This is a genomic window from Limimaricola soesokkakensis (assembly GCF_900172345.1).
In the GTDB taxonomy this organism is placed as follows: domain Bacteria; phylum Pseudomonadota; class Alphaproteobacteria; order Rhodobacterales; family Rhodobacteraceae; genus Limimaricola; species Limimaricola soesokkakensis.
Map to the genome: position 1 here is coordinate 1 of NZ_FWFY01000006.1, position 20,539 is coordinate 20,539.

21 protein-coding genes, 1 tRNA gene and 3 pseudogenes are annotated in these 20,539 nt (G+C 60.0%); 7 read left to right on the top strand and 18 right to left on the bottom strand.

Going from position 1 to position 20,539, the window contains the following annotated elements; translation table 11 throughout:
- Window positions 1-173 (top strand): flagellar basal body rod C-terminal domain-containing protein (locus LOS8367_RS10770; protein WP_278247967.1); only part of this gene is annotated, 173 nt, incomplete at its 5' end.
- 72 nt (window positions 174-245) lie between these two features.
- Here LOS8367_RS10770 and LOS8367_RS10775 read toward each other — a convergent pair.
- Window positions 246-1,099: pseudogene (locus tag LOS8367_RS10775) on the bottom strand (IS5 family transposase).
- A 95-nt stretch (window positions 1,100-1,194) separates the two neighbouring features.
- Between LOS8367_RS10775 and LOS8367_RS18810 the strand changes: the two are divergent.
- Window positions 1,195-1,392, top strand: a complete 198-nt coding sequence (locus LOS8367_RS18810; protein WP_133056313.1) for a hypothetical protein — start codon at window positions 1,195-1,197, stop codon at window positions 1,390-1,392.
- Window positions 1,393-1,471: 79 nt separating this feature from the next.
- On the opposite strand, the gene gcvP is transcribed toward LOS8367_RS18810, so the two are convergent.
- From gcvP to LOS8367_RS18815, 5 genes are all read right to left on the bottom strand, one after another.
- Window positions 1,472-4,315: an aminomethyl-transferring glycine dehydrogenase gene (gene gcvP / locus LOS8367_RS10780; RefSeq protein WP_085896531.1), complete on the bottom strand. Its 2,844-nt coding sequence runs from the start codon at window positions 4,313-4,315 to the stop codon at window positions 1,472-1,474.
- A gap of 16 nt (window positions 4,316-4,331) precedes the next feature.
- Entirely contained in the window at window positions 4,332-4,691 is a 360-nt protein-coding gene (gene gcvH, locus LOS8367_RS10785; protein ID WP_085896532.1) for a glycine cleavage system protein GcvH, read from the bottom strand.
- 17 nt (window positions 4,692-4,708) lie between these two features.
- Window positions 4,709-5,830 carry a glycine cleavage system aminomethyltransferase GcvT gene (gene gcvT / locus LOS8367_RS10790; RefSeq protein ID WP_085896533.1) on the bottom strand — a complete coding sequence of 374 codons (1,122 nt, stop codon included), beginning with the start codon at window positions 5,828-5,830 and terminating at the stop codon, window positions 4,709-4,711.
- Window positions 5,831-5,979: 149 nt separating this feature from the next.
- Window positions 5,980-7,299 carry a TRAP transporter large permease gene (locus tag LOS8367_RS10795; protein ID WP_085896534.1) on the bottom strand — a complete coding sequence of 440 codons (1,320 nt, stop codon included), beginning with the start codon at window positions 7,297-7,299 and terminating at the stop codon, window positions 5,980-5,982.
- Complete coding sequence (locus LOS8367_RS18815; protein ID WP_133056314.1) at window positions 7,296-7,481, bottom strand: hypothetical protein; 186 nt, start codon at window positions 7,479-7,481, stop codon at window positions 7,296-7,298. The genes LOS8367_RS10795 and LOS8367_RS18815 overlap by 4 nt, the downstream gene beginning before the upstream one ends.
- Here LOS8367_RS18815 and LOS8367_RS18685 point away from each other — a divergent pair.
- Window positions 7,459-7,584, top strand: a complete 126-nt coding sequence (locus tag LOS8367_RS18685; RefSeq protein WP_106535056.1) for a benzoate/H(+) symporter BenE family transporter — start codon at window positions 7,459-7,461, stop codon at window positions 7,582-7,584. The genes LOS8367_RS18815 and LOS8367_RS18685 overlap by 23 nt on opposite strands.
- Window positions 7,585-7,683: 99 nt before the next feature.
- Here LOS8367_RS18685 and LOS8367_RS19285 read toward each other — a convergent pair.
- The 6 genes and pseudogenes from LOS8367_RS19285 to LOS8367_RS10820 all read right to left on the bottom strand — a co-directional run.
- Window positions 7,684-8,054: pseudogene (locus LOS8367_RS19285) on the bottom strand (integrase core domain-containing protein); the annotation flags it as partial.
- A 74-nt stretch (window positions 8,055-8,128) separates the two neighbouring features.
- Window positions 8,129-8,227, bottom strand: a pseudogene (locus LOS8367_RS18690) (transposase); the annotation flags it as partial.
- A gap of 180 nt (window positions 8,228-8,407) precedes the next feature.
- The gene (locus LOS8367_RS10805) at window positions 8,408-8,707 is read right to left on the bottom strand and encodes a GNAT family N-acetyltransferase (protein WP_085896536.1); all 300 of its coding nucleotides are present in this window, start codon (window positions 8,705-8,707) and stop codon (window positions 8,408-8,410) included.
- Window positions 8,704-9,297, bottom strand: a complete 594-nt coding sequence (locus LOS8367_RS10810; RefSeq protein ID WP_242665568.1) for a DsbA family oxidoreductase — start codon at window positions 9,295-9,297, stop codon at window positions 8,704-8,706. Before LOS8367_RS10810 ends, LOS8367_RS10805 begins: the two co-directional genes overlap by 4 nt.
- Before the next feature lie 55 nt (window positions 9,298-9,352).
- Window positions 9,353-10,060 (bottom strand): glutathione S-transferase family protein, encoded by a 708-nt coding sequence (locus LOS8367_RS10815; RefSeq protein WP_085896537.1) that lies wholly within the window; start codon window positions 10,058-10,060, stop codon window positions 9,353-9,355.
- The gene (locus LOS8367_RS10820) at window positions 10,047-10,655 is read right to left on the bottom strand and encodes an NAD(P)H-dependent oxidoreductase (RefSeq protein WP_085896538.1); all 609 of its coding nucleotides are present in this window, start codon (window positions 10,653-10,655) and stop codon (window positions 10,047-10,049) included. Before LOS8367_RS10820 ends, LOS8367_RS10815 begins: the two co-directional genes overlap by 14 nt.
- A gap of 128 nt (window positions 10,656-10,783) precedes the next feature.
- Between LOS8367_RS10820 and LOS8367_RS10825 the strand changes: the two genes are divergently transcribed.
- Complete coding sequence (locus LOS8367_RS10825) at window positions 10,784-11,161, top strand: winged helix-turn-helix transcriptional regulator (protein ID WP_085896539.1); 378 nt, start codon at window positions 10,784-10,786, stop codon at window positions 11,159-11,161.
- Window positions 11,162-11,300: 139 nt separating this feature from the next.
- On the opposite strand, the gene LOS8367_RS18820 is transcribed toward LOS8367_RS10825, so the two are convergent.
- Together LOS8367_RS18820 and LOS8367_RS19055 are read right to left on the bottom strand one after the other, a co-directional pair.
- Window positions 11,301-11,711 (bottom strand): hypothetical protein, encoded by a 411-nt coding sequence (locus tag LOS8367_RS18820; protein WP_133056315.1) that lies wholly within the window; start codon window positions 11,709-11,711, stop codon window positions 11,301-11,303.
- Between the two features lie 27 nt (window positions 11,712-11,738).
- On the bottom strand, window positions 11,739-11,894 hold the full coding sequence (locus LOS8367_RS19055; protein WP_165761446.1) for a hypothetical protein: 156 nt from the start codon (window positions 11,892-11,894) through the stop codon (window positions 11,739-11,741).
- A 1,244-nt stretch (window positions 11,895-13,138) separates the two neighbouring features.
- On the opposite strand from LOS8367_RS19055, the gene LOS8367_RS19475 reads away from it, so the two are divergent.
- The 3 genes from LOS8367_RS19475 to LOS8367_RS18825 all read left to right on the top strand — a co-directional run bounded on the left by LOS8367_RS19475 (window position 13,139) and on the right by LOS8367_RS18825 (window position 15,100).
- Entirely contained in the window at window positions 13,139-13,312 is a 174-nt protein-coding gene (locus tag LOS8367_RS19475; protein WP_370737702.1) for a helix-turn-helix domain-containing protein, read from the top strand.
- Window positions 13,313-13,349: 37 nt separating this feature from the next.
- Window positions 13,350-14,453, top strand: coding sequence for a tyrosine-type recombinase/integrase (locus LOS8367_RS10830; protein WP_165761447.1), 1,104 nt, complete (start codon window positions 13,350-13,352; stop codon window positions 14,451-14,453).
- 257 nt (window positions 14,454-14,710) lie between these two features.
- Window positions 14,711-15,100 (top strand): hypothetical protein, encoded by a 390-nt coding sequence (locus tag LOS8367_RS18825; RefSeq protein WP_133056316.1) that lies wholly within the window; start codon window positions 14,711-14,713, stop codon window positions 15,098-15,100.
- Window positions 15,101-15,598: 498 nt separating this feature from the next.
- Here LOS8367_RS18825 and LOS8367_RS18830 read toward each other — a convergent pair whose 3' ends face one another.
- From LOS8367_RS18830 to LOS8367_RS10840, 4 genes are all read right to left on the bottom strand, one after another.
- Entirely contained in the window at window positions 15,599-16,651 is a 1,053-nt protein-coding gene (locus LOS8367_RS18830; protein ID WP_133056317.1) for a hypothetical protein, read from the bottom strand.
- A complete protein-coding gene (locus LOS8367_RS18835) occupies window positions 16,648-18,696 on the bottom strand; it encodes an ORC-CDC6 family AAA ATPase (RefSeq protein ID WP_133056318.1) in 2,049 nt (682 codons plus the stop codon). Before LOS8367_RS18835 ends, LOS8367_RS18830 begins: the two co-directional genes overlap by 4 nt.
- Window positions 18,671-20,011, bottom strand: a complete 1,341-nt coding sequence (locus tag LOS8367_RS10835) for a metallophosphoesterase family protein (protein ID WP_278247964.1) — start codon at window positions 20,009-20,011, stop codon at window positions 18,671-18,673. The genes LOS8367_RS18835 and LOS8367_RS10835 overlap by 26 nt, the downstream gene beginning before the upstream one ends.
- A 402-nt stretch (window positions 20,012-20,413) precedes the next feature.
- Window positions 20,414-20,489: transfer RNA gene (locus tag LOS8367_RS10840), tRNA-Ile, on the bottom strand.
- Window positions 20,490-20,539: the final 50 nt, after the last annotated feature.

Consider the following 20,539-nt stretch of genomic DNA (forward strand, 5'->3'; position numbering starts at 1 on the left):
CCGGCGAGGGCTCGGCCGGCGGGCTGACCGCCGGGGCGCTGGAGAGCTCCAACGTCGAGGTGGCCCAGGAGCTGACCGACCTGATCAGCACCCAGCGCGCCTATTCCTCCAACGCCAAGATCGTCACCACCGTCGACGAAATGCTGCAGGAAACCACCAACCTCAAGCGCTGATCATGGCAAGATCCAAGGGGCTCTGTTGCGCAAAACGGGTAATGGCCGAAGTGCCCCTTTCCCCGGACGGACTTATCCCACAGCCTCTGTGACGGGTATGCCGAGCGCAGTGAAGCCGTTGAGCACGGCGATGCGGATTTGGATCTCGGTCACCTGACGGTCGAAGTCCCGAGCCATGAGGCTTTGGCCCAACAGCTTCACACAATGCATCTTCGTCTCGACGCGGCTTTGGCGGTGATATCCGCTCCAATGGCGCCATAGGGACCGGCCGAGGTATTTCGACGCCCTGAGCGCTTCGTTGCGCGCGAGCGCACCGGCAGTGCGAGGCTTCCAAGGCCTCGCGTTCTTGCGAGGCGGGATGACCGCATGCGCGCCACGGCCTGCAACTGCGTCATCGCACTTGCGCGTATCGTAAGCACCGTCCGCCGTGACCGAGCCGATGTCTTGGCTGCCGGGGATCTGGTCAGCAGTTCTGGAAGCATGGGCGCATCGCCGACATGGCTCCCCGTGATCTCGACCGCCCGGACCTCCAGTGTTTCCTCGTCGATCCCGAGGTGGATCTTGCGCCACAGGCGCCGCTTTGGGCCGCCGTGTTTGCGCGCGTGCCATTCACCTTCCCCCTCAGCCTTGATCCCGGTGCTGTCGATCGGCAAGTGTAGCGGACTCAGTGAACCGCGATAGGGGATGTCTACAGCCAGCGCCTTCTGGCGTCGGCATAGGGTGCTGAAGTCCGGCACAGACCAGTCCAAGCCGATCAACTGCAAGAGACTTTCGACAAAGCCCGTCGTCTGGCGGAGCGCCATGCCGAACAGCACTTTCATCGTCAGGCAGGCTTGGATGGCGGCATCGCTGTAGCTTCGCTGGCGGCCCCTCTTGCCGCTCGGGGGCGGCGTCCAGTCCATGTCGGGATCAAACCAGATCGTCAGGGAGTCACGCTTCTTCAGCGCCGCGTTATAGTCGGACCACTTCCTGGTCCTGTAGCTCGGCGGCGTCGGTCTGCTGCTCATGCGCTCCGGCTACCATGCTGGATTCCGAAGATGAATCCCGTCAGTCCGTTTGCGCAACAGAGCCGCTCGCGGTCCAAAGCGGTTATTCGATTGCCGCGCCGCTGACGTCTGCTTTCGGAAAGGACAAAACTGTTGCACAGCTTGTCGCCGAGAAGCATCTCGCCGGACACCCGAGGGGTGCGGAAGTCACGACCCTGTCCCAAATCATCTGACGACGGACAATCGGCATCATGCCTTGAACGACAAACCGGGGAACCCCGGCTCCTTCGGGCGCCGAGGTCTGCCCTTGTGTTACTGCGAGGCGTCGAGATAGCTTTCCATCGGCGGACAGGTGCAGCTCAGGTTGCGGTCGCCCCAGGCGTTGTCGACTCGGTTCACCGGGGGCCAGTACTTGTCGACCCTGAAGGCGCCGGGCGGGAAGCATCCGGTCTCGCGCGAATAGGGCCGGTCCCAGTCGCGGACCAGATCCTCCATCGTGTGCGGCGCGTTCTTGAGCGGGTTGTTGGTCCGGTCGGCGCGCCCGGCTTCGATCTCGGCGATCTCGGCGCGGATCGCCAGCATCGCGTCGCAGAAGCGGTCGAGCTCGGCCTTGGTCTCGGACTCGGTCGGCTCGATCATCAGCGTGCCGGCCACCGGCCAGCTCATGGTCGGGGCATGAAAGCCGCAATCGACCAGCCGCTTGGCGATGTCGTCGACGGTGACGTCGGCGCTCTTGGCGAAGGGGCGGGTGTCGATGATGCATTCATGCGCGACCCGGCCCGAGGGGCCCTTGTAGAGCACCTCGAACGCGCCTTCTAGCCGCCGGGCGATGTAGTTGGCGTTGAGGATCGCGACCCGGGTCGCCTGGGTCAGCCCGGCGCCGCCCATCATCAGGCAGTAGGCCCATGAGATCGGCAGCAGGGAGGGCGAGCCGAAGGGCGCCGCCGAGACCGCGCCCTCGCCGCTGACCGGATCGCCGGGCAGGTGGTGGACGAGGTGGCGCCTGACGCCGATCGGCCCCATGCCGGGGCCGCCGCCGCCATGCGGGATGCAGAAGGTCTTGTGCAGGTTGAGATGGCTGACATCGCCGCCCAGATCGCCGGGCCGCGACAGGCCGACCATGGCGTTCATGTTGGCGCCGTCGATATAGACCTGTCCGCCATGCTCGTGGGTGATCCGGCAGACCTCGGTCACGGTCTCCTCGAACACGCCATGGGTCGAGGGGTAGGTGATCATGCAGGCGGCGAGCCTGTCGGCATGCTGTTCGGACTTGGCGCGGAAATCGTCGAGATCGATGTCGCCATTCGCGGCCGTTTTGACCGGCACCACCTGCCAGCCGACCATCTGCGCCGTGGCCGGGTTGGTGCCATGCGCCGACATCGGGATCAGGCAGATGTCGCGGTGCCCCTCACCCTGCGCGCGGTGATACCCGGCGATGGTCAGCAGCCCGGCATATTCACCCTGTGCGCCGGAATTGGGCTGCATCGAGATCGCGTCATAGCCGGTCACGTCGCAGAGCTTGGCCGAAAGGTCCTCGATCATCTCCATGTAGCCCGCCGCCTGGTCGCGGGGCGCGTAGGGGTGCATCAGCGCGAACTCGTCCCACGTCACCGGCATCATCTCGGCCGCGGAGTTGAGCTTCATGGTGCATGACCCGAGCGGGATCATCGCCCGGTCGAGGGCGAGGTCGCGATCCGACAGGCGTCGCATGTAGCGCATCATCTCGGTCTCGGCCCGGTTCATGTGAAAGACCGGGTGGGTAAGGTAGTCGGACTGGCGCAACAGCGCCTCGGGCAACCTATAGCGCGGCGTAAAATTCGTGTCGGCGCGCTCGATGCCGAAGGCGCGCCAGACCGCCTCAATGGTGGCCGGGCGGGTCCGCTCGTCGAGTGCGATGCCGATCCGCGTGGTGCCGACGCGGCGCAGGTTGATGCCCTCGTCCACCGCGGATTTGAGCACCGCCGATTGCAGCGCGCCGACTTCGACGGTGATCGTGTCGAAGAAGCTCTCGGGCTCCACCTCGAAGCCCGCCTCGCGCAGCCCCTCGGCGAGGCGCACCGTCTTGCGGTGGATCCGCTGGGCGATCGCCTTGAGGCCCTGTGGCCCGTGAAAGACCGCGTAGAAGCCCGCCATCACCGCCAGGAGCGCCTGCGCCGTGCAGACGTTGGAGGTCGCCTTCTCGCGGCGGATATGCTGCTCGCGGGTCTGCAGCGCCAGCCGGTAGGCGCGGTTGCCATGGCTGTCGATTGAGACGCCGACGATGCGGCCGGGCATGGCCCGGGTATAGGCCTGCCGCGTCGCCATGTAGGCGGCGTGCGGGCCGCCGTATCCCACCGGCACGCCGAAGCGCTGGGTGCTGCCCACCGCGATGTCGGCGCCCATCGCGCCCGGCTCCTTGAGCAGGGTCAGCGCCAGCGGATCGGCCGCGACGATGCCGATGGCCGCATGGGCGTGCAGCCGCTCCATCTGGGGCGAGACGTCGCGCAGCCGGCCATGGGTGCCAGGATACTGGAAGATCGCGCCGAACACCGCCTCAGGGTCGAGCGCGTCCGGGTCGCCCACGATGATCTCGATCCCCAGCGGCGCGGCCCGCGTCTTCATCACGGCGATGTTCTGCGGGTGGCAGTTCTCGTCGACGAAGAAGCCGCGCGCCTTCGACTTCGCGACCCGCTGCGCCATGGTCATCGCTTCGGCGCAGGCGGTCGCCTCGTCGAGCAGCGAGGCGTTTGCGATCTCGAGCCCGGTCAGGTCCGAGACCATGGTCTGGAAGTTCAGCAGCGCCTCCAGCCGGCCCTGGCTGATCTCGGGCTGGTAGGGGGTGTAGGCGGTGTACCAGGCCGGGTTCTCGAGGATGTTGCGCTGGATCGCCGGCGGCGTGACCGTGCCGTGATAGCCCTGTCCGATCAATGAGGTCAGCACCCTGTTCTTGCCCGCGGTGACCTTCATGCGGTGCAGAAGCTCGCTCTCCGACAGCGGCTTGCCGAAATCGAGCGGCTCGGCCTGCCGGATCTTGGCGGGCAGCGTGTCGTCGATCAGCGCCTCGAGGCTCTCGGCCCCGACGATCTCCAGCATCTGCGCCATCTCCGCCGGAGAGGGGCCGATATGGCGCCGGTTGGCGAAGTCGTAGGGGAGGTAATCGGTCGGAGTGAAGGTCATCGCGGGCTCCCGGGGCTCAGCCGATCAGGGCGGTATAGGCGGCTTCGTCCATGCAATCGTCCATCTGCGACGGGTCGGAAGGCCGGATCTTGAAGAACCACCCCGCACCGGTCGCGTCCTGGTTGGCGAGGGCCGGGTTCGCGGCGAGCGCCTCGTTGACCTCGACGATCTCGCCGTCGATCGGCGCCATGATCTCGGAGGCCGCCTTGACGCTCTCGATCACCACGATCTCCTCGCCCTTGGAGACCGTGGCGCCGACCTCGGGCAGTTCGACGAAGACGATGTCGCCGAGCTGGGTCGTCGCGTGCTTGGTGATGCCTACGGTGACGATGTCGCCCTCGGGGCGCAGCCATTCGTGCTCTTGGGTGTATTTCATCGAAGTCTCCCTGAGGGTCAGCGTTTGAAATTCGCGGGGGTGAAGGGCAGGGGGGTCACCGTGAGCGGCAGCCGCCTGCCGCGCAGCTCGCCATGGATGGTGGTGCCCGGCGTGGCCAGTTCGACGGGCAGGTAGCCCATCGCCACCGGGCCGCCGACGGTCGGGCCGAAGCCGCCGGAGGTGATCCGACCCACCGGCGTGTCCGCCTCGGCCTCGGCAAAGAGCGTCACCCCTTCGCGCATCGGCGCGCGGCCCTCGGGGCGCAGGCCGACGCGTTTGCGGGACGGGCCCTCAGCGAGTTGCGACAGGATGATTGCTGCCCCGGGAAAGCCGCCCTCGCGCACGCCGCCCTGCCGCCGCAGCTTCTGTATCGACCAGCCGAGATCCGCCTCGACCGGGGTCGTGTCCTCGTCGATGTCGTGGCCATGGAGGCAAAGCCCGGCCTCGAGCCGCAGACTGTCGCGCGCGCCCAGCCCGATCGGCGCCACCTCCTCATGCGCCAGCAGCTTCCGCGCCAGCTCTTCCGACCGGTCTGCCGGAACGGAGAGCTCGAAACCGTCCTCGCCGGTATAGCCCGAGCGCGACACCCAGCAGTCGACCCCGTCGATCCGCAGCGAGGCCACATCCATGAAACGCATCCCGGCGACCTCAGGCGCGAGGGCCGCCAGCACCTTCTCGGCCGAGGGCCCCTGCAGGGCGAGCAGCGCGCGGTCGGTGATCTCGGTGATCGCGACGCCATCCATCCGCGCGCGCAGATGCGCGAGATCGTCGGCCTTGCGCGCGGCGTTGACGACGAGAAACAGGTGATCGCCCCGGTTGGCGAACATCAGGTCGTCGAGAATGCCACCCTCCTCGGAGGTGAGCAGGCCGTAACGCTGCCGGTTCTCTGCCAGCCCAAGGACATCGGCCGGGATCAGCGCTTCGAGCGCTTGCGCCGCGTCGGCATAGTTGTCGCCACGGATCACGATCTGGCCCATATGGCTCACATCGAACAGGCCGGCATGGGCGCGCGTGTGCTGGTGTTCCTGCATCACGCTCATCGGGTACTGCACCGGCAGCTCGTAGCCAGCGAAGGGCACCATCTTGGCCCCCAGTTCGAGGTGCAGCGCGTGGAGTGGTGTATGGCGCGGTTCGGTCATGTCGGTGTCCTCGGGGGGGGCGGTCAAGCGGGAGGCATCGCAACGGGGGCAGCCTAGCGCGAGAACGATCGATTTTCACTAATGTTTGCTCCACCGCCACCGAGCGGGGGCGATAGAGCTGTTCGCGGAGCGGATCATGCTTCTGTGGCTTATTCTATGGTCGAGCCGAGCCAGAGCGAGATCGCCGGAAATGCCATCAGAAGCCCCAAGCGCGCGATATCGACCGCGATGAATGGCACCAGCCCGCGGGAGATCCGCAGCACGGCAACCTCCGGCAGCACCGCCTTGAGCACGAACACGTTCATCCCCACGGGCGGCGTGGTCAGGGCGATCTCGGAGGCGACGATGCCGATGATGCCGATGATGCCGATGATGCCGATGATGCCGAACCAGACGAGATCGAAACCCTGCGCCACCATGATCGGCGCAACGAGCGGCACGAAGATCAGGATGATCGCCATGCTGTCCATCACGCAGCCCAGCACCAGGAACACGGCGAGGATCACGAGGATGAGCGCCGTGCCTTCGAGCCCGCTCGCCTGCACCAGCCCCAGCAGCCCTGCGGCGAGGCCCGACAGCGTCAGCAGTTTCAACAGCATTAGCGCGCCGAACAGCACCGTATAGAGCCCGATCGAGGTATGGGCGGTATCGAGAAACACCTCTCTGAGCGCGGTGAGGGTGAGGCGGCGGTTCAGCGCGGCGATGGCGATCGCCAGCCCCGCGCCGATGCCGGCAGCTTCGGTGGGGGTGAACCATTTGGCATAGAGCCCGCCGATGATGAGTCCGAACAGCAGCTCGAAGGGCCAGACCCCGGCCAGTGCCCGACCGCGCTCGGCCCAGCCAATTCTCTCGCCGCGCGGTGCCTGCTCAGGCCGCCAGGCCGCGACCAGTCGGATCGCCAGCATGTAGAGCGCGAGGCCCAGAAGCCCCGGCAGTACGCCCGCGATGAACAGATGGCCGATATTCGTCTGGGTCAGGATGCCGAACACCACCATGATGATCGAGGGCGGGATCAGGATGCCCAGCGTGCCACCGGCGGCGATCGAGCCGGCGGCCAATTCGTCGGAATAGCCGTAGCGGCGCATGCTGGGATAGGCGACATTGGCCATGGTCGCGGCCGTGGCATAGCTCGACCCGCACACCGCCGAGAAGCCCGAGTAGGCGACCATGGTCGAGAGCGCCAGCCCGCCGCGGCGATGGCCGACGAAGGCGTGGGCCGCGCGGAACAGGTCCTGCGCGATGCCGGTGCGGGTGATGACGTTGCCCATCAAGATAAACATCGGCACCACCGCCAGCTCGTAGGACAGCACCGCCTCGGAGATGGTCATCGGCAGCAGGCGGAAGGCCACGTTCCAGTTCACGGCCAGCCCGAGCCCTAGCACCGAGGCGATCAACAGGGCGATGGCCAGCGGCACCCGCAGGAACGCCAAGCCGATGGCGCCGAACATGGCGACGAATCCCACGGTCATGCCGGCGTCTCCGTCTGTGCGGGCGGCAGCACGGTGTCGCGCCCGGTCAGCGCCCTTCGCGCGCTGTCGAGCGCGGCAATGGCCGCGAGCGCGGTGCACAGGCTCATGTAGAAGTAGAGCGGCGCGCGCGGCAGGCGCAGCGCCTGGCTGACTTCCACGATGGCTGGGCTGCTGACCTTCATTGTCACGGCCTCGGGCGCCAGTCTTTGGGGCCTTGGCGGCAGCTTCTGGGGTATCGTGGTCGGGCTCTGCGCGGCAGCGGCGCGGACTTTCCGCGCCGCCTGATCCGGTCACACCCGCCGAAGCACGCCTGTCCGCCGTCAGATGATTTGGGACACGATGGCCTGATGTCGAACGGAGGGTCTGGCTCGTTCGGGCTTCGGTTCATGCCGCTGTCTGACAATGCAACAAGCGGCGCTTCTCGATGGCCCCGGCTTCGATCTCCTTTCGTCGACTGAGAATGGCTACGGCCCTGCCGAGATAGACGTCGACAGGTGCGAGATTGCCGAGGCCCTCGTGGTAGGGGTGATGGTTGTAGTGGTCGATAAGGGCGCCACGGCGCTCCTCGAGCGCTCCGGGCAGGTATTAGTTCTCAAGCAGGATGCGGTTCTTCAGGGCCTGGTGCCAGCGTTCGATCTTGCCTTGGTCTGGGGAGGCGGGGCGCCGCGAACAGGGTCCATACCCTTGTTACGGAGCCAATCGATCAGCTCCCCGGAGTTGTAGCCGCTGCCATTGTCGCTGAGCAGCCGGGGCCTTCGGCGATCGTCGCATGCGCCCTACCGAAGGATTTGGGAGAAAACGGCTCAAGGCACGCCATCTGCGCCTAGGTCAGTCGCTGCGACACCTCTCTGATTGGGTAGCCCCGCTCGGTGATCTGCGCGATCGCGTCACGCTTGAACTCGTCGCTGAACCTGCTGCTGCTCATCATGGCCTTCTTGCTTCAAAATTAACGAAGAAGGCGCCCACAAGACACAGGGCTATTCAGACCTCGGCGAAGGCAAATTCAAGATCAGTGAGGCCGGCGGCGCCGTCGCCTCCGCAGCGTGCGCGGCGATCGGAGCCAGCAGAGCAAGGGAGGCGAAGGTGAGGAACCGCGCCGCGCGGTGCATCAGATCCGCCCCTGCAGCACGTCCTGCCATTCGGGGTGGCTGGCGATCTGCGCCTTGGCGAAAGGGCAGAGCGGCACGATGCTGCGGCCCTCGGCACGGGCATCCTTGACCGCGCGGGCGACCATCGCCTGTCCGGCGCCGCGGCCGCGCAGCGCGTCGGGCACGCCGGTGTGGTCGATGATGATCGCCGCCGCGCCGAGCCGGGAATAGGTCAGCTCGGCCTCGTGCCCGTCGAGCACCAGCCAGTAGCGGCCCTTGCTCTCACCCTCCTCGCGCGCGATCTCCGGGCCGCCGCTCATGCCGCGCGCGCCTCGACGAGGTGCTGCAGGATGCGGGCGTAGGTCTCCTCGCCCTGCGCGCCGGTCACGAGATGCTGGCGCTCGATGACCATCGCCGGCACGCCGCTGATGCCCTGCGCGGTCCAGAAGCCCTGCTTGCGGCGCACCAATTCGGCCCGGGCCTCGTCCTCGATCGCCGCGCGCGCGGCGTCGCGGTCGAAGCCGAGACCGGCGGCTACGGCGACCAGCATCTCGGGGTCGTTCAGGTCCTCGCGCCGGGTGAAGAAGGCTTCGAACAGCGCGAGGTTCATCTCGTGGCCGCGGCCCTGCTCGGTCGCCCAGTCGATCAGCCGGTGAGCGCGGAAGGTGTTCACCATGCGCATGTCGTCGGCGTAGTCGAAGGTGAAGCCGAGCGCCGCGCCCATCTCGGTCAGCCGCGCGCGCGCCTTGACCGAGTCCTCGGGCGAGGTGCCGTATTTCGCGGCGAGATGCTCGCGCAGGTTCTCGCCTTCCTCGGCCATCTGCGGGTTCAGCTCGAACGGGTGCCAGTGGATCTCGATCGCGATGCCGATCTCCTCCGCGGCCCTAGCCAGCTGGCTGTAGCCGATCACGCATCAGGGGCAGACCACGTCCGAGACGATATCGACGCGGATTGAGGTGTTCATGTCATTGCTCCTTGAACCTGGCGGCGTTGTCGCGCGCCGCCGCCTCGATGTCACCCTCGCCGAAGGCCGAGGGGCGCGGCTCGGGCAGCTGAAGCGCCGCCTGAACGCGCGGCATGGCGTCGAGCCGGTCGAACCAGCTTTGCAGGTGCGGCAGGCCCTCGACGCTTACCGTCGCCCAGAAATGGCTGCGCGCCCAAGGGTAGGTGGCGATGTCGGCGATCGACAGCGCGTCACCCACCAGCCAGTCGCGCCCCCTCAGCCGGGCGTCGAGCACTTCCAGCAGCCTCCGGCTCTCGTTGACGTAGCGCTCGATGGCGTAGGGCACCTCTTCGCCGTTGGGCTTGGCGATGCGCTGGAAGAACATGGCCTGCCCCATCATCGGGCCGATGCCGCCCATCTGGAACATCAGCCACTGCATCGTCTCCGAGCGCTCCTTCGGGTCGTGGCTGAGGAAGCGGTCGTATTTCTCGGCGAGATACCAGAGGATCGCGCCGGACTCGAAGACCGCGAAGTCGTCGTTGCCGCGGTCGACGATGGTCGGGATGCGGCCGTTGGGGTTGAGCGCGAGGTAGTCGGGCGATTTCTGCTCGCGGCGGCCGAGAGCGACCGGCCGGAGCTCGTAGTCGATCTCCGCCTCGTGCAGGAAGATGAGCGGCTTCCAACCGTTCATCGTGTTGGCGGTGTAGAGCAGGATGTCAGGCCGCGACATGGTCCGCCTCCGCGAAGGTCTGGCGCAGATGCGCATCGAAGCGGGCGAGGTCGCTCTCGATCTCGGGGTTCTTCATCACGTCGAAGGCGCCGAAGCTCGGCAGCGGGCTCATGCCGAAGAACTTGGCGCTGAGATGCACGGGCCGCAGCAGGTCGTCCATCGACAATCCCTCGAAGAAGGGCTCGGCCGGGTCGTCGAAGGCCTCGGCCGGCGCGTTGAAGGTCGCCGAGACCATGTAGCGTGTGCCGGTCAGTGTCCCACCCATGCCGTAGTTCTTCTTCGGCGCCTCGGGGCCGCGGCCGTCGCCCGCGGTCAGCCGCCCGTCCATGCCGGCGGTGTAGACCTCGTCCATGTACTTCTTGAACGACCATGGCACGCCCATCCAGTTCACCGGGAACTGCAGGATCACGGTGTCGGCCCAGCGGTGGTTCTCGACCTCGGCCTCGACGTCGTAGCCCTCGGCGACGGTGGTCAGACGCACGTTGTGGCCCATGGCGGTCAGCCGCTCGCGGGCGCGTCCGGCCAAGGTGGCGTTGAGCTTGCCGGGGGAGAAGCCGTAGGGCTGGGCGCCGTTCAGGATGAGGATCTTGCTCATGGTCATGGTCCTTTCTGCGATCTGTCGGGCCGCCCCATGCGGTCGTGCCGGGGAAACTGGCCTTGCAGGGAACCGATATCAACCAGTATACTTTTCGTAACCTAGTGCGACCGAGAAGGAGTGCGACAATGCGTGCCCATGTCGAACAGGACGAGGCCGGCCGGCGGCAGGCGCGCGACGCCTGCTTTGAGCCCTGCGCGATCGAGCGCGGCATGCGGATCATTGGCGGCAAGTGGACCGGCTCGATCCTGTGGCACCTGAAGGACGGGCCGGTGCGGTTCAACGACCTCGCGCGGATGATCGGCGGTGCCAGCAAGAAGATGATCACCGAGCGACTGCGCCATCTCGAAGCGCAGGGTCTCATCTCGCGCGAGGTGCTTGAAACCTCCCCGGTCTCGGTGCAGTACGAGGTCACCGATCTCGGCCGCACCGCGCTCGACTGCCTCGACGCGCTGCGGGCCTGGAGCGAGAGCCTGCCGGACCGGCCGGCGGTGCCGAGCCGCTGAAGGGCCTAAGGCCGGGCCAGAGTTGAGGCAGTTCAAGCGCTGGTTGTATTACATGTTGATGACCAAACACTTGTCACAAAGAAGCGCCGCCTAAGGTGTTAATTTTTTACACTATAGACTGCGCATTTTTCCTGAGTCGTCAGTAATCCCCGGAACCGCAAAGCCACTGCGCCTGATCTCGTCGAAATGCACGATCACCTCGCTCCGCCGGATGGGGCGGAAATGCCAGATATCTACGCCCGCATCGACCCGGCCCCCGAACTCTGTGGCCATCGGCGGCACCGAGCCATGCGTGTGACCTTACAGGTGGATGCTGTATGTAGCGGGCGCCCACCCATGAGGCCATCGGGTAGTGCGACAACACCAGCGTCCGTTTTCCGCCGTCCGGCATCAGAACGGTTGCCCCGAGATAGTCGCAGACGCGGGCCCACTTGCGGAACTTCACCACGACCTGCTTATCGTGGTTGCCTCGGACCAGCAGCCGGTGCTTCCCCGACAGCCGTTTCACGTCGATGTCGCTGGTGTTGTTCCAGGTCAGGTCGCGCAGCACGACCAGAGTATCCTCCGCCCCCACGCGTTAGAGGTTCTTCCAGATTTCCGCGTCCATCGCTTCGACCGAGGGAAACGGCCGGTGGCAATGCCGGCGGATCGCATCATGGCCGAAGTGGGGATCGGCGATGAACCATGTCCGCTCGTCCTGCAGAGTGATCTTTTGCGTGGTCGTGTCGATCATTGGCAAGCGGCTTCCTGTCCGGCGGCTTCAACTGAAGTGCAGCCTGCTGCACACCGCACGCCGATAGGGGCGCGGGATCAAGTCTCTTCTCATTTTGGGCGGCTGTTCTCGCCACGGAACGCCTCGATGTACATAACGGATTGCTTCTATCGGCCCTTTAAGACGCCGCATTCGATCGCGGCCTTGGGAGCTTCGACGACGTGGGGCAGCTGCTCCTCTCTCCTGTCTTAGGCAAAGTGGCACGCTCCGAGCTTCGCTGGGAGGAGCCGACCACGTTGACGGATAAGCACCGTACTCGCCTTGTCTGGCACCGCGATAAGCTCTTCAAACAAGCCATGAAGTAGGTAGTCGGCTGAACTTGATTTTTTTAACGCACCTCGACGGCCCCAGCGCTCTTTTTAAACAGGGACTTACGGCCAAGTGGAAGAAAATGCCCCGAAACAAACTCGCCAAAACGCTCCATTTGGCGGAATTGCTTCCGCCGGAACATCAGCGCGACGACGGGTGTCTTGGTAGGCCCGGAGGGATTTGAACCCCCAACCAAACCGTTATGAGCGAGGAGTCGAGCCCCTAAGTTGCTGACTTTTAACGCATCTCGAATAGTTAAGATCACCGAATTTAGTCAAATAAACACCATTTGCCACACCTCATGGTTCAGCGAACCATGAGCAAACCGTCACTACGCATCTTCGAAATAATCGAGCGAGCGAAATCGCATGATAATGCGTAAAGCTCGCCGCAGATGTGACGACAACGAAGTCTCCACTCTAACAGGAAGTCGGCCACTAGCGGAGACAGCTACGCATAAAAGCTGCGACTTCACTAAACGCAAAAAATCTGCTATATATATCAAGTCCCGCTAAAACGCGCAGGACAGGTCCGTCCAATACGACCAACCACATTTCGATAAGTTGAGCGACCTGAAGACGGCAATCTTCGGTCAATGAAATGGACGAGGGAGCTACTCCCAGCGTCGTGGTTGTATCGGGGGGCACGTATGATTCCCTAACATCTCAGTAGTATAGGGCTTTGCTCTCAAATGCAGCCTGCCGAAAAAAAATTTCGGCAGGACTTTGGTTTCGTGCGCTTTGGCCAATATGAGCACTGACAAAAGGATTACATAAGGCTCTTTGAGATCTAATCAGGACACATGTGAGCGAAGGAAATAGGGAGAGGTCAAGATGTGAAAAGTGAGATCATTCACCAACGCATGTAATCGGAGGAAGTAAATGAGGGCGCTACAGATGGACAAAATTCTTACCCTAGAGCAGGTCGCGAGAAGGTGGAACTGCTGCTCAAATACAGTGAGAAATGAGATTATCAGAGGGAAGCTGAAGGCATTTCGCATCGGGGAAAGGAGATATGGCATTCCGACCGAGTGCGTCATTGAATATGAGAGGCGCTGGTCAACATGCTGACACAACGGGCTGGAGTGCAACGCAAAGGAGCCAAGCCGTGACCTATAGAATCGGAACGCTAAATGGCCGGAAGGTGGTTACCTTTAATGATAACAATGGCGCAAGAAGAAGGATACGCTTGAGTGCGACGAGCATCGAGAGCGCCGCCGTAGAGGGATACAAGGTATACAGGGAGTATTGGGATAAAATCGAAAAAGACCGAGAATGGAGCATTTCGGAAATATGGTGCGGCTACAAGAAGCACCTGGGCGACAGGTCTTCGGGCCGAAATATGCTGTCAGAAGGGAAGTCCATACTTCCGTTCTTTGGGGGTTTGCGCCCGTCGGACATTACTGAGGAATTGGTTCAAACCTACATCTCAACAAGAGTAAATCTTCGAACGGGAAAGCCGGTAAGCGACGGCACGCTGTGGACCGAACTCGGACGACTGCGCGATGCGCTGCAATACGCCAGGAAGCGAAACTGGATAAAATCCAGCGAAATCACATACATCCCTCGTCCAAGCAAGCCCGAACCCCGAGATAGGTGGCTCCGAGATCCGGAAATTGTTTTCCTCTTTCGAGAAACGATGAATCAACCGCACCTATATTTGGCAGTTCACCTAATGCTGGCAACTGCGGGCCGGGTAACGGCTGTCCTCGAGCTGACATGGGACAGGGTCAATTTCGTCGAGAATTATATTGATCTACGCGTTGTTACAGACAAGCGTCAAAAGAAACGCGCGAGCGTTCCGATCACGAAGGCACTAAGGAAGCTATTAACCGACGCTAAGTCGAGGTCTACATGCGATCATGTTGTGGAATGGCACGGAAAGCCGATCAAATCAATAAAGACCGCCTTCAACCATGCTGCCAAGCGAGCCGGCCTCGTGGATGTAACTCCGCATGTTATGAGACATACGGCAGCAGTGCGAATGGCAGCGGCAGGTTGCCCTATGGAAAGAATTGCAGCCTATCTCGGACACTCGGATCCTGCGATTACTAGGAAAGTCTACGCTAGGTTTTCACCAGACCATTTGAGGATGGAGGCAGACGCAGTCGACGTTGGCCACTTGGTAAAACTGGCGGTGAATGAACGCCGTGGAACTAGGGTGCGGGTCAGAAGTCGAGTTCACGCTGCATCAGAAATCCCACGAAAATAGCGCCTAACATCTGAGGGTGGGCGCTCAATATAATGATCCATTGTTCTAGCGGTCGGATACGAAAAATGTGAATGCATAAACCGCAACTTTCCTTTGAGCCCTGTGCAGATGCTGGGGCTCTCCGGATCGAGACCGGTTCTAACTTCGGCATTTTTTCTAGCCTTCGACCAGCCGTTTCATGCCACGAACTTATGCAATGGAACGGCTGGCCTTGTGAACCCAATGCATTGTGTATTGGGTCTGAATGGGAGAACCCCATGTTCGATTATCCCCAGGGCAACGCCACTGGGCTGCAACTTTTCGTGGGCGAAAATATTAATGGCCTACTGAGTGCGGCATTTCTACTCGGCGGCAAGCGGAGGGCCGAACAGGTCTCACGGCTATTTGCCGATCTGCAATCCTGCACCGTCGTGACGAGGCGAATGCGCGCTGAAGCGGAGTCCGTATTGCGGCTACTTTGTCTCGAAAACGTTCATGACCCGGATCGCCCCGAAGCGGGCTTCTTTGCATCATTAGATCCATGCCAGCCGTATGTCGAGGACATTTGCTTGCTGGCAGATGGTCTGCTGGATGCATTGAATACCATTAATAACGTTCGCCCTACCGAGGCGGGCGAAGTAGGAGCAGCCGGAAAGGAAACTTCATGAACGGTAACTGGCGAGCCCAAGTCGATCCCTCAACTGGGGTGGCAATCGCGTTGGAAGCAGCCCGCATCGCTATCGAGGGCCTACATGCCGCATGCAGATCCTGGACACCCGATAAACTGCAACGCCGGCAAATAGTAGATCTAGATCGTCGACTGAACAGAGACCAGCTCTTCTGCCCGAGGACATTGGATCGTGTCGAGGCAACCATACGGACGCTTCACCAAGCTTCCGAACTGGAAAAGGTCACGGAGATCATCGCGGACGAAGGGTGCGTGTCTGGGTCCTATGCAGCCCAAGGCTATACACCATTAGGTTGGGTAATATATGCGGCGTGCCGAAACCTAATTGACCTCGCCGAGGCGATTAGAGCGGCTAACGATATAATGGATGCACAGCTCCTCGTAGAAGAATTACGCAGTAATCGCTCTTTGCTAGATTGATGAATTGTAGAGAACGTTAACTCTAGCGGTGCAGCCGCCCTTGGGGCGGCTGCATCTTTCATTGCGGGTTAGTTCCGCCAGCCCTGAGGCGGAGCAACTCCTTGAATACACGAGGATTCGTATAGTCGATCACTGTCGTGAGTGCTATCTCTTCGGCACTTTTGACGTCCATTCGAATATATCGGTCGGGACGCCGTCCAACGAGCCTAATATTCTTGAAGGAGGTTAACAGTGTGGCGGCTGCGACTGAATGCGTTTTTGGGCCTGAGCTAAACAGCTCGATCGAAACCCCAGACTCCGCAGGATAGCCATTGGCAATCTCCAGAAATACTTTGATCGTCTGCACAACTGATTCAGCATCGCACGATATAAAGGACTCTGGAAGAATGCCTAGATCGCTTTGAAGCCAAAGCCTCTGCTCGTCGATACGTCCACCGAGCGCCGGAGAATGAGAAGATCTAGCATCGAGGAAGTGGAACCTATCAAAGGAGTGCTCTCGAATAAACGATCGAACAAGACTGCGATCCGCGCCAAGCGCAAGAACGGCGACACGCTCAGATGCCATTCCACCGTTACCTAGAGCGCCTCTAATGGAGAAAAACTTAGAGGCTCCCTGACTAAGCCCGGAGGCAACCAATTCCGTTTGATCGTATAGTCCCGGACTGTAGGCCCATAGGGTATACGGACAAAATCCATCAACCATGAACTTTCGAAAGATCATCTGTGTAATCGATCTCGGCATCGAGGTGTAGTCGACGACACATGTGCCAAGACCATGATCGGCAATCTGTGATGTGAACTCCTCGGTGCGAGTCATTACCTCCTCATAATCAAGGGCATTCGGAAAATCGAGTATTTCGACCCTTTTAAAGTGCTTCTTCGCCTCTGTATGTGCTTGCTCGACTATGTGCGGTTCGAGATCGTCGCCGTCAAATCGGATGAGGTAGCAACGTTCCCCGTAGAAGGAGCCACTACTCACCACATTGAGGCTTCTAGTCTCCCAGCCGATAATGGCGATGAACGCATCAACCTGCATGAACTGTTCGTATGGGGGCCTCAGCTTGCAGTCCGAGATCTTGTGTCCGCCCAGGTAAATCTCATTGTTTCTCATAGGGGCAAGAACATCTGATTAGAGGAGCCGTTTGTGCGCTTTAATGCGGCATATTTCTCCCGCCCCCACTTCTCCGGATCGAATGTATCCCCTGCACCTAGTATGTCAGATAGCCAATTTAGCTGCAGGGGAATTAGAGGATCGTAAGGTCCAGTATAGCCGCAAGAAACATGTGGTCTAAGCCTCCGGTGCAGTGCAAATGTCACCTCGACGAAGTTGCTCTTCTCCTCGTTGCTAACAACCTTGATGTAGCGATCGAATTCCAATCTCCAAATTAGTTCGAGAATTCTCTTTCCTGGCGAGTAAGTCTCTTCAACCGTGGTTTGAGAGGGTATCTCTACAAGAAAGCGACCCCTCGTGGGTGTCTTTACTGCGAACCAGTCATTGTGATCCCTCTCGATCTCAGCTTGGAGATGCGCTAACGACAGGACCAGTCGCTCAATCTGAGGCTCAGAGCTGCGGAGTTGGGACAAGTTTTTGTATTTCGCTTGGCTTGCTAATAGGATTGCACTGCTCTGCGCAGAGTTAGGTATCCGGTCACCACTTAAAAATCTGTGCGCGGTATCATGCAGCCCGCGAGGGAAGACGTCAGCGCTCTGAGACTGGCGAGGGTTGGAAAGAACATCGAATAACTCTGCCATGACATCTAGGAAATCCCTTATACTGCGGTCGCTGACGGCTTTGATGTAATTAGCGCCGCAGTAAATCGGCTTAACTCCGTAGCGCGCACAGAATGCGATATAGGCCGCAGCCTGTTTCCCGTCGATCGTCTTCGCTAAGGAGGACTGAGCTTCCGGCGACGAATACTGTTCGACGCGGACATCTAAAGCCTGAAGAACAATGTGTTCTATATAGGGGAGTTGGTCTTTGCCGCATGAGAATCTGTCAATAAAATTCGCATTGACATACTTAAGTAACATCCCCTTGGTGCTCGCGACTTCAGACTTGAAAGCGCTAAGCTCTCTTTTCTCGCTGCCTTTAATGATCTGCGCGATTAAGTCGTTGTAAGGCTCTGATCTACCGAAGGTCTTCTCTAGGTTGAAGGATCCGGGCTTTCCTGTTTTCGAGTAAGTCGGTAGCTGCCCCAAGAATGTGGTTAGGCGCAAATTCGCGACTTGTTCGGAGAATGTCGTGAATTCCGATTCGGACATCTTGTTCATAAGAATAAGGTCACGATCGTCTTCGGTTAGGAAAGTATTATTTATCGACGTGTCCGAGGTATTAAAGCGCCCCGACAGAAAGCTCACGACCCATTTCGCCACTCCTTCCGTTCTTCGGATGTATGTATTGAGTGCAACCTGTTGAGGGGCGGATAATGCTTCGCAGTCGTCCAGGAGGATAAAAAACTCCACGCCGCTGTCGTCAAACTCTTTAGACCTAACTGATCGAAGCGCAAAATCCTTAATAAATTTGATGACGCTTCCCGGTAATATCGCCCCAATGGCTTCGCGAACACTTTCTTGATCGAGGTCCCACGAAGGGCGAAGGAATTCGGTTTGCAGTTCCCTCGCCAGCCGGCGAGCGTCATGGAAGCTATGCATGTTCCTAGAGTTCGCCCAAGGAAACTTTCGGAGAAGGGAGGTCAGCTCTTCGCAAGCCCTGCCTTCATCAGCAGCGCTAAAATGAAGATAGTCTATTTCCTGAAAGTGGATCAGGTCGTTGAGAAATGATGACAGGAGAGTTATTTCGAAATAGGTAGTGAAGAGCCGATACTGTGATTGTGGGTCGCCGTTTAGGCCTGCGGCTTCAATTATTCCATCAGTCTGCTCTTGGAATGTGCTGTTGAATTGAAGATACTGACCATACCATGAAAGCTTTCGCTTCCCATGTTGTTTGCGCAGGTTGGGGTCGGTGGCAATCTGGCGGCTAGAGAGAGACCTCAGGATTGTGGTCTTTCCGCTGCCTCGCGAGCCGCTGATATATACTGGCTTGATGCTGGGAATGAGGTCTCTGGCCCGGCGAGAAAGCCAAATGATAGGGCGCTTTTCCCATTCAAATTTCGTTGGTCGGAATGGATTATTAATTAACATCAGCCATCGCCTCAATTGACCATTTCGTTTTGCTTCTCCCGAGTTGATCAATTCTTACCATGCGGGCACAGAACAACCTCATTAGTGACTCTTCGATATCTGCCTCTGGCATTCCGGAGATCTCAGGTCTCTCATTTAGCTCGTGCCAGTTTACACGCTTCATCTCCCTGACGATCTGCCACAGTTTTCGGGTGGCGCTTGACAACAACTCGGCGGGGTTCATCCCCATGGGGATGTAGGTCACTTCTTGGTCGGAATAGTTGCCGACAGCATTCGACGAATTGGGTCTGAACTTCGCCACCCTCACCAAATATATCTCGTTGGCGTCGGTGAGAAAGACGGTTACTTCGTTGAAGCCGTCTTCGATCTTGGGTGCGGAAATGCTAACAATTGTGGCCTTGGCGAAGCCGCTGCTGCCGGGGGCGGGACTGCTTATCACTTCAATCGGATCTTCATGTATATGGCCGTGCAGATAGACGATGTTGCGCTCGGACTCCATTAGGAATTGCCTTACATGTCCGGCGTTTAGCATCTCACCATACGCAAGAATGCGCGGGGTTCGCTGCGGTAGAATATTGTGGTGTGCGATCAGGATGCACGAGGTGCTTTCTGAGTCTGAGAAACTATCCGCTAAAGTTTCCAACGTCCGGCGAGAGAAATATGGCGTGTCTAGCTGCTGGAAGAGTTGCTCGCTGCGACTTTCAGCTTCGCCTTCAACATTTGCTTCTCCCACCGCGTAATCTTCGCTCGCTGACGCAGCAATTGGCGGCAGTTCAAGTTCCGTTGTCTCGAACTTTTCGGCCAATCCTTGCGGCAGCATGTGGGGCGACCATGAACCTACACTGGAGTTACATAGGATCGCATCTATCCCATTTTCCGTCCCGCCAATTCTATGGCGGACCACCTCATCAATCGGAATGGTGACCCAGTCAACTGATTGTGCTTCGTTTGCTAGTTTGGAGAACTTACCGTTCTTCCCCAATCGCAAAGCTTCATCCTTATTGACATCGTGGTTTCCAGGGACGCATACTATTGGAGGGCGCTTGCCAGAGATATCGCGAGTTAGACTGTCGAGTATTTCTATTGCTGGTGATATGTATTCCTGCTTGCCCATGGATGTCAGATCACCCATTACCGCAATGCAGTCGACATCTCCAGATGTAGAAAGTTCATGAATTCGCTTGAGGATATTTCGTATTCGAGCTGGCCGAAGGTCGCGCGTGATCTTTTTTGAGAAGGCGCCGTCTTTGACATCTAAAGCGACTTCTTTCTCCTGCCAGTCGGGCAAGTGAAGATCGCCGATCTGTAGGATTCTGCATACGGTTGGCACTTGTTTCCTGCCCCACTCTTTAGTCTTTGCTTGTTTGCCCGTTCGACCGAGGCTTCCTTGTTGCTTGATAACCTTTGGGGGCTTCGCAATCTATAGGCGATTCACATCGCTAGCTATTCGTTTTCTGGAATACATGCTATCATGGCGCATCGGACCGCTGGCTGCTGTGCCTGATATGCTCAGTCAGTATGCGAGCATGCGGCGTGGGTATTGGGCCCATTGAGCTCAGTCACACGTCGAACAATGGTGCATCACGTCGCGTGAGGGTGCTTCTTGCCTAAGAGCTCCTCAAACCAGGTCGGTTTCGCAACTGCTTGAGGGTGGCAAGTCCTCGCGGACCCTGAGCTTGGGTTCACTGAACCAACAAGCTCATTGGTCCTGCGACCTAAGTGCTTGATAGTTTGGTAGGCCCGGAGGGATTTGAACCCCCAACCAAACCGTTATGAGCGGTCTGCTCTGACCGTTGAGCTACGGGCCCCCGCGTTCCTCCTAGCAGACCGGAGGGGCGGGTCAAGTTGGCGCTGGCCC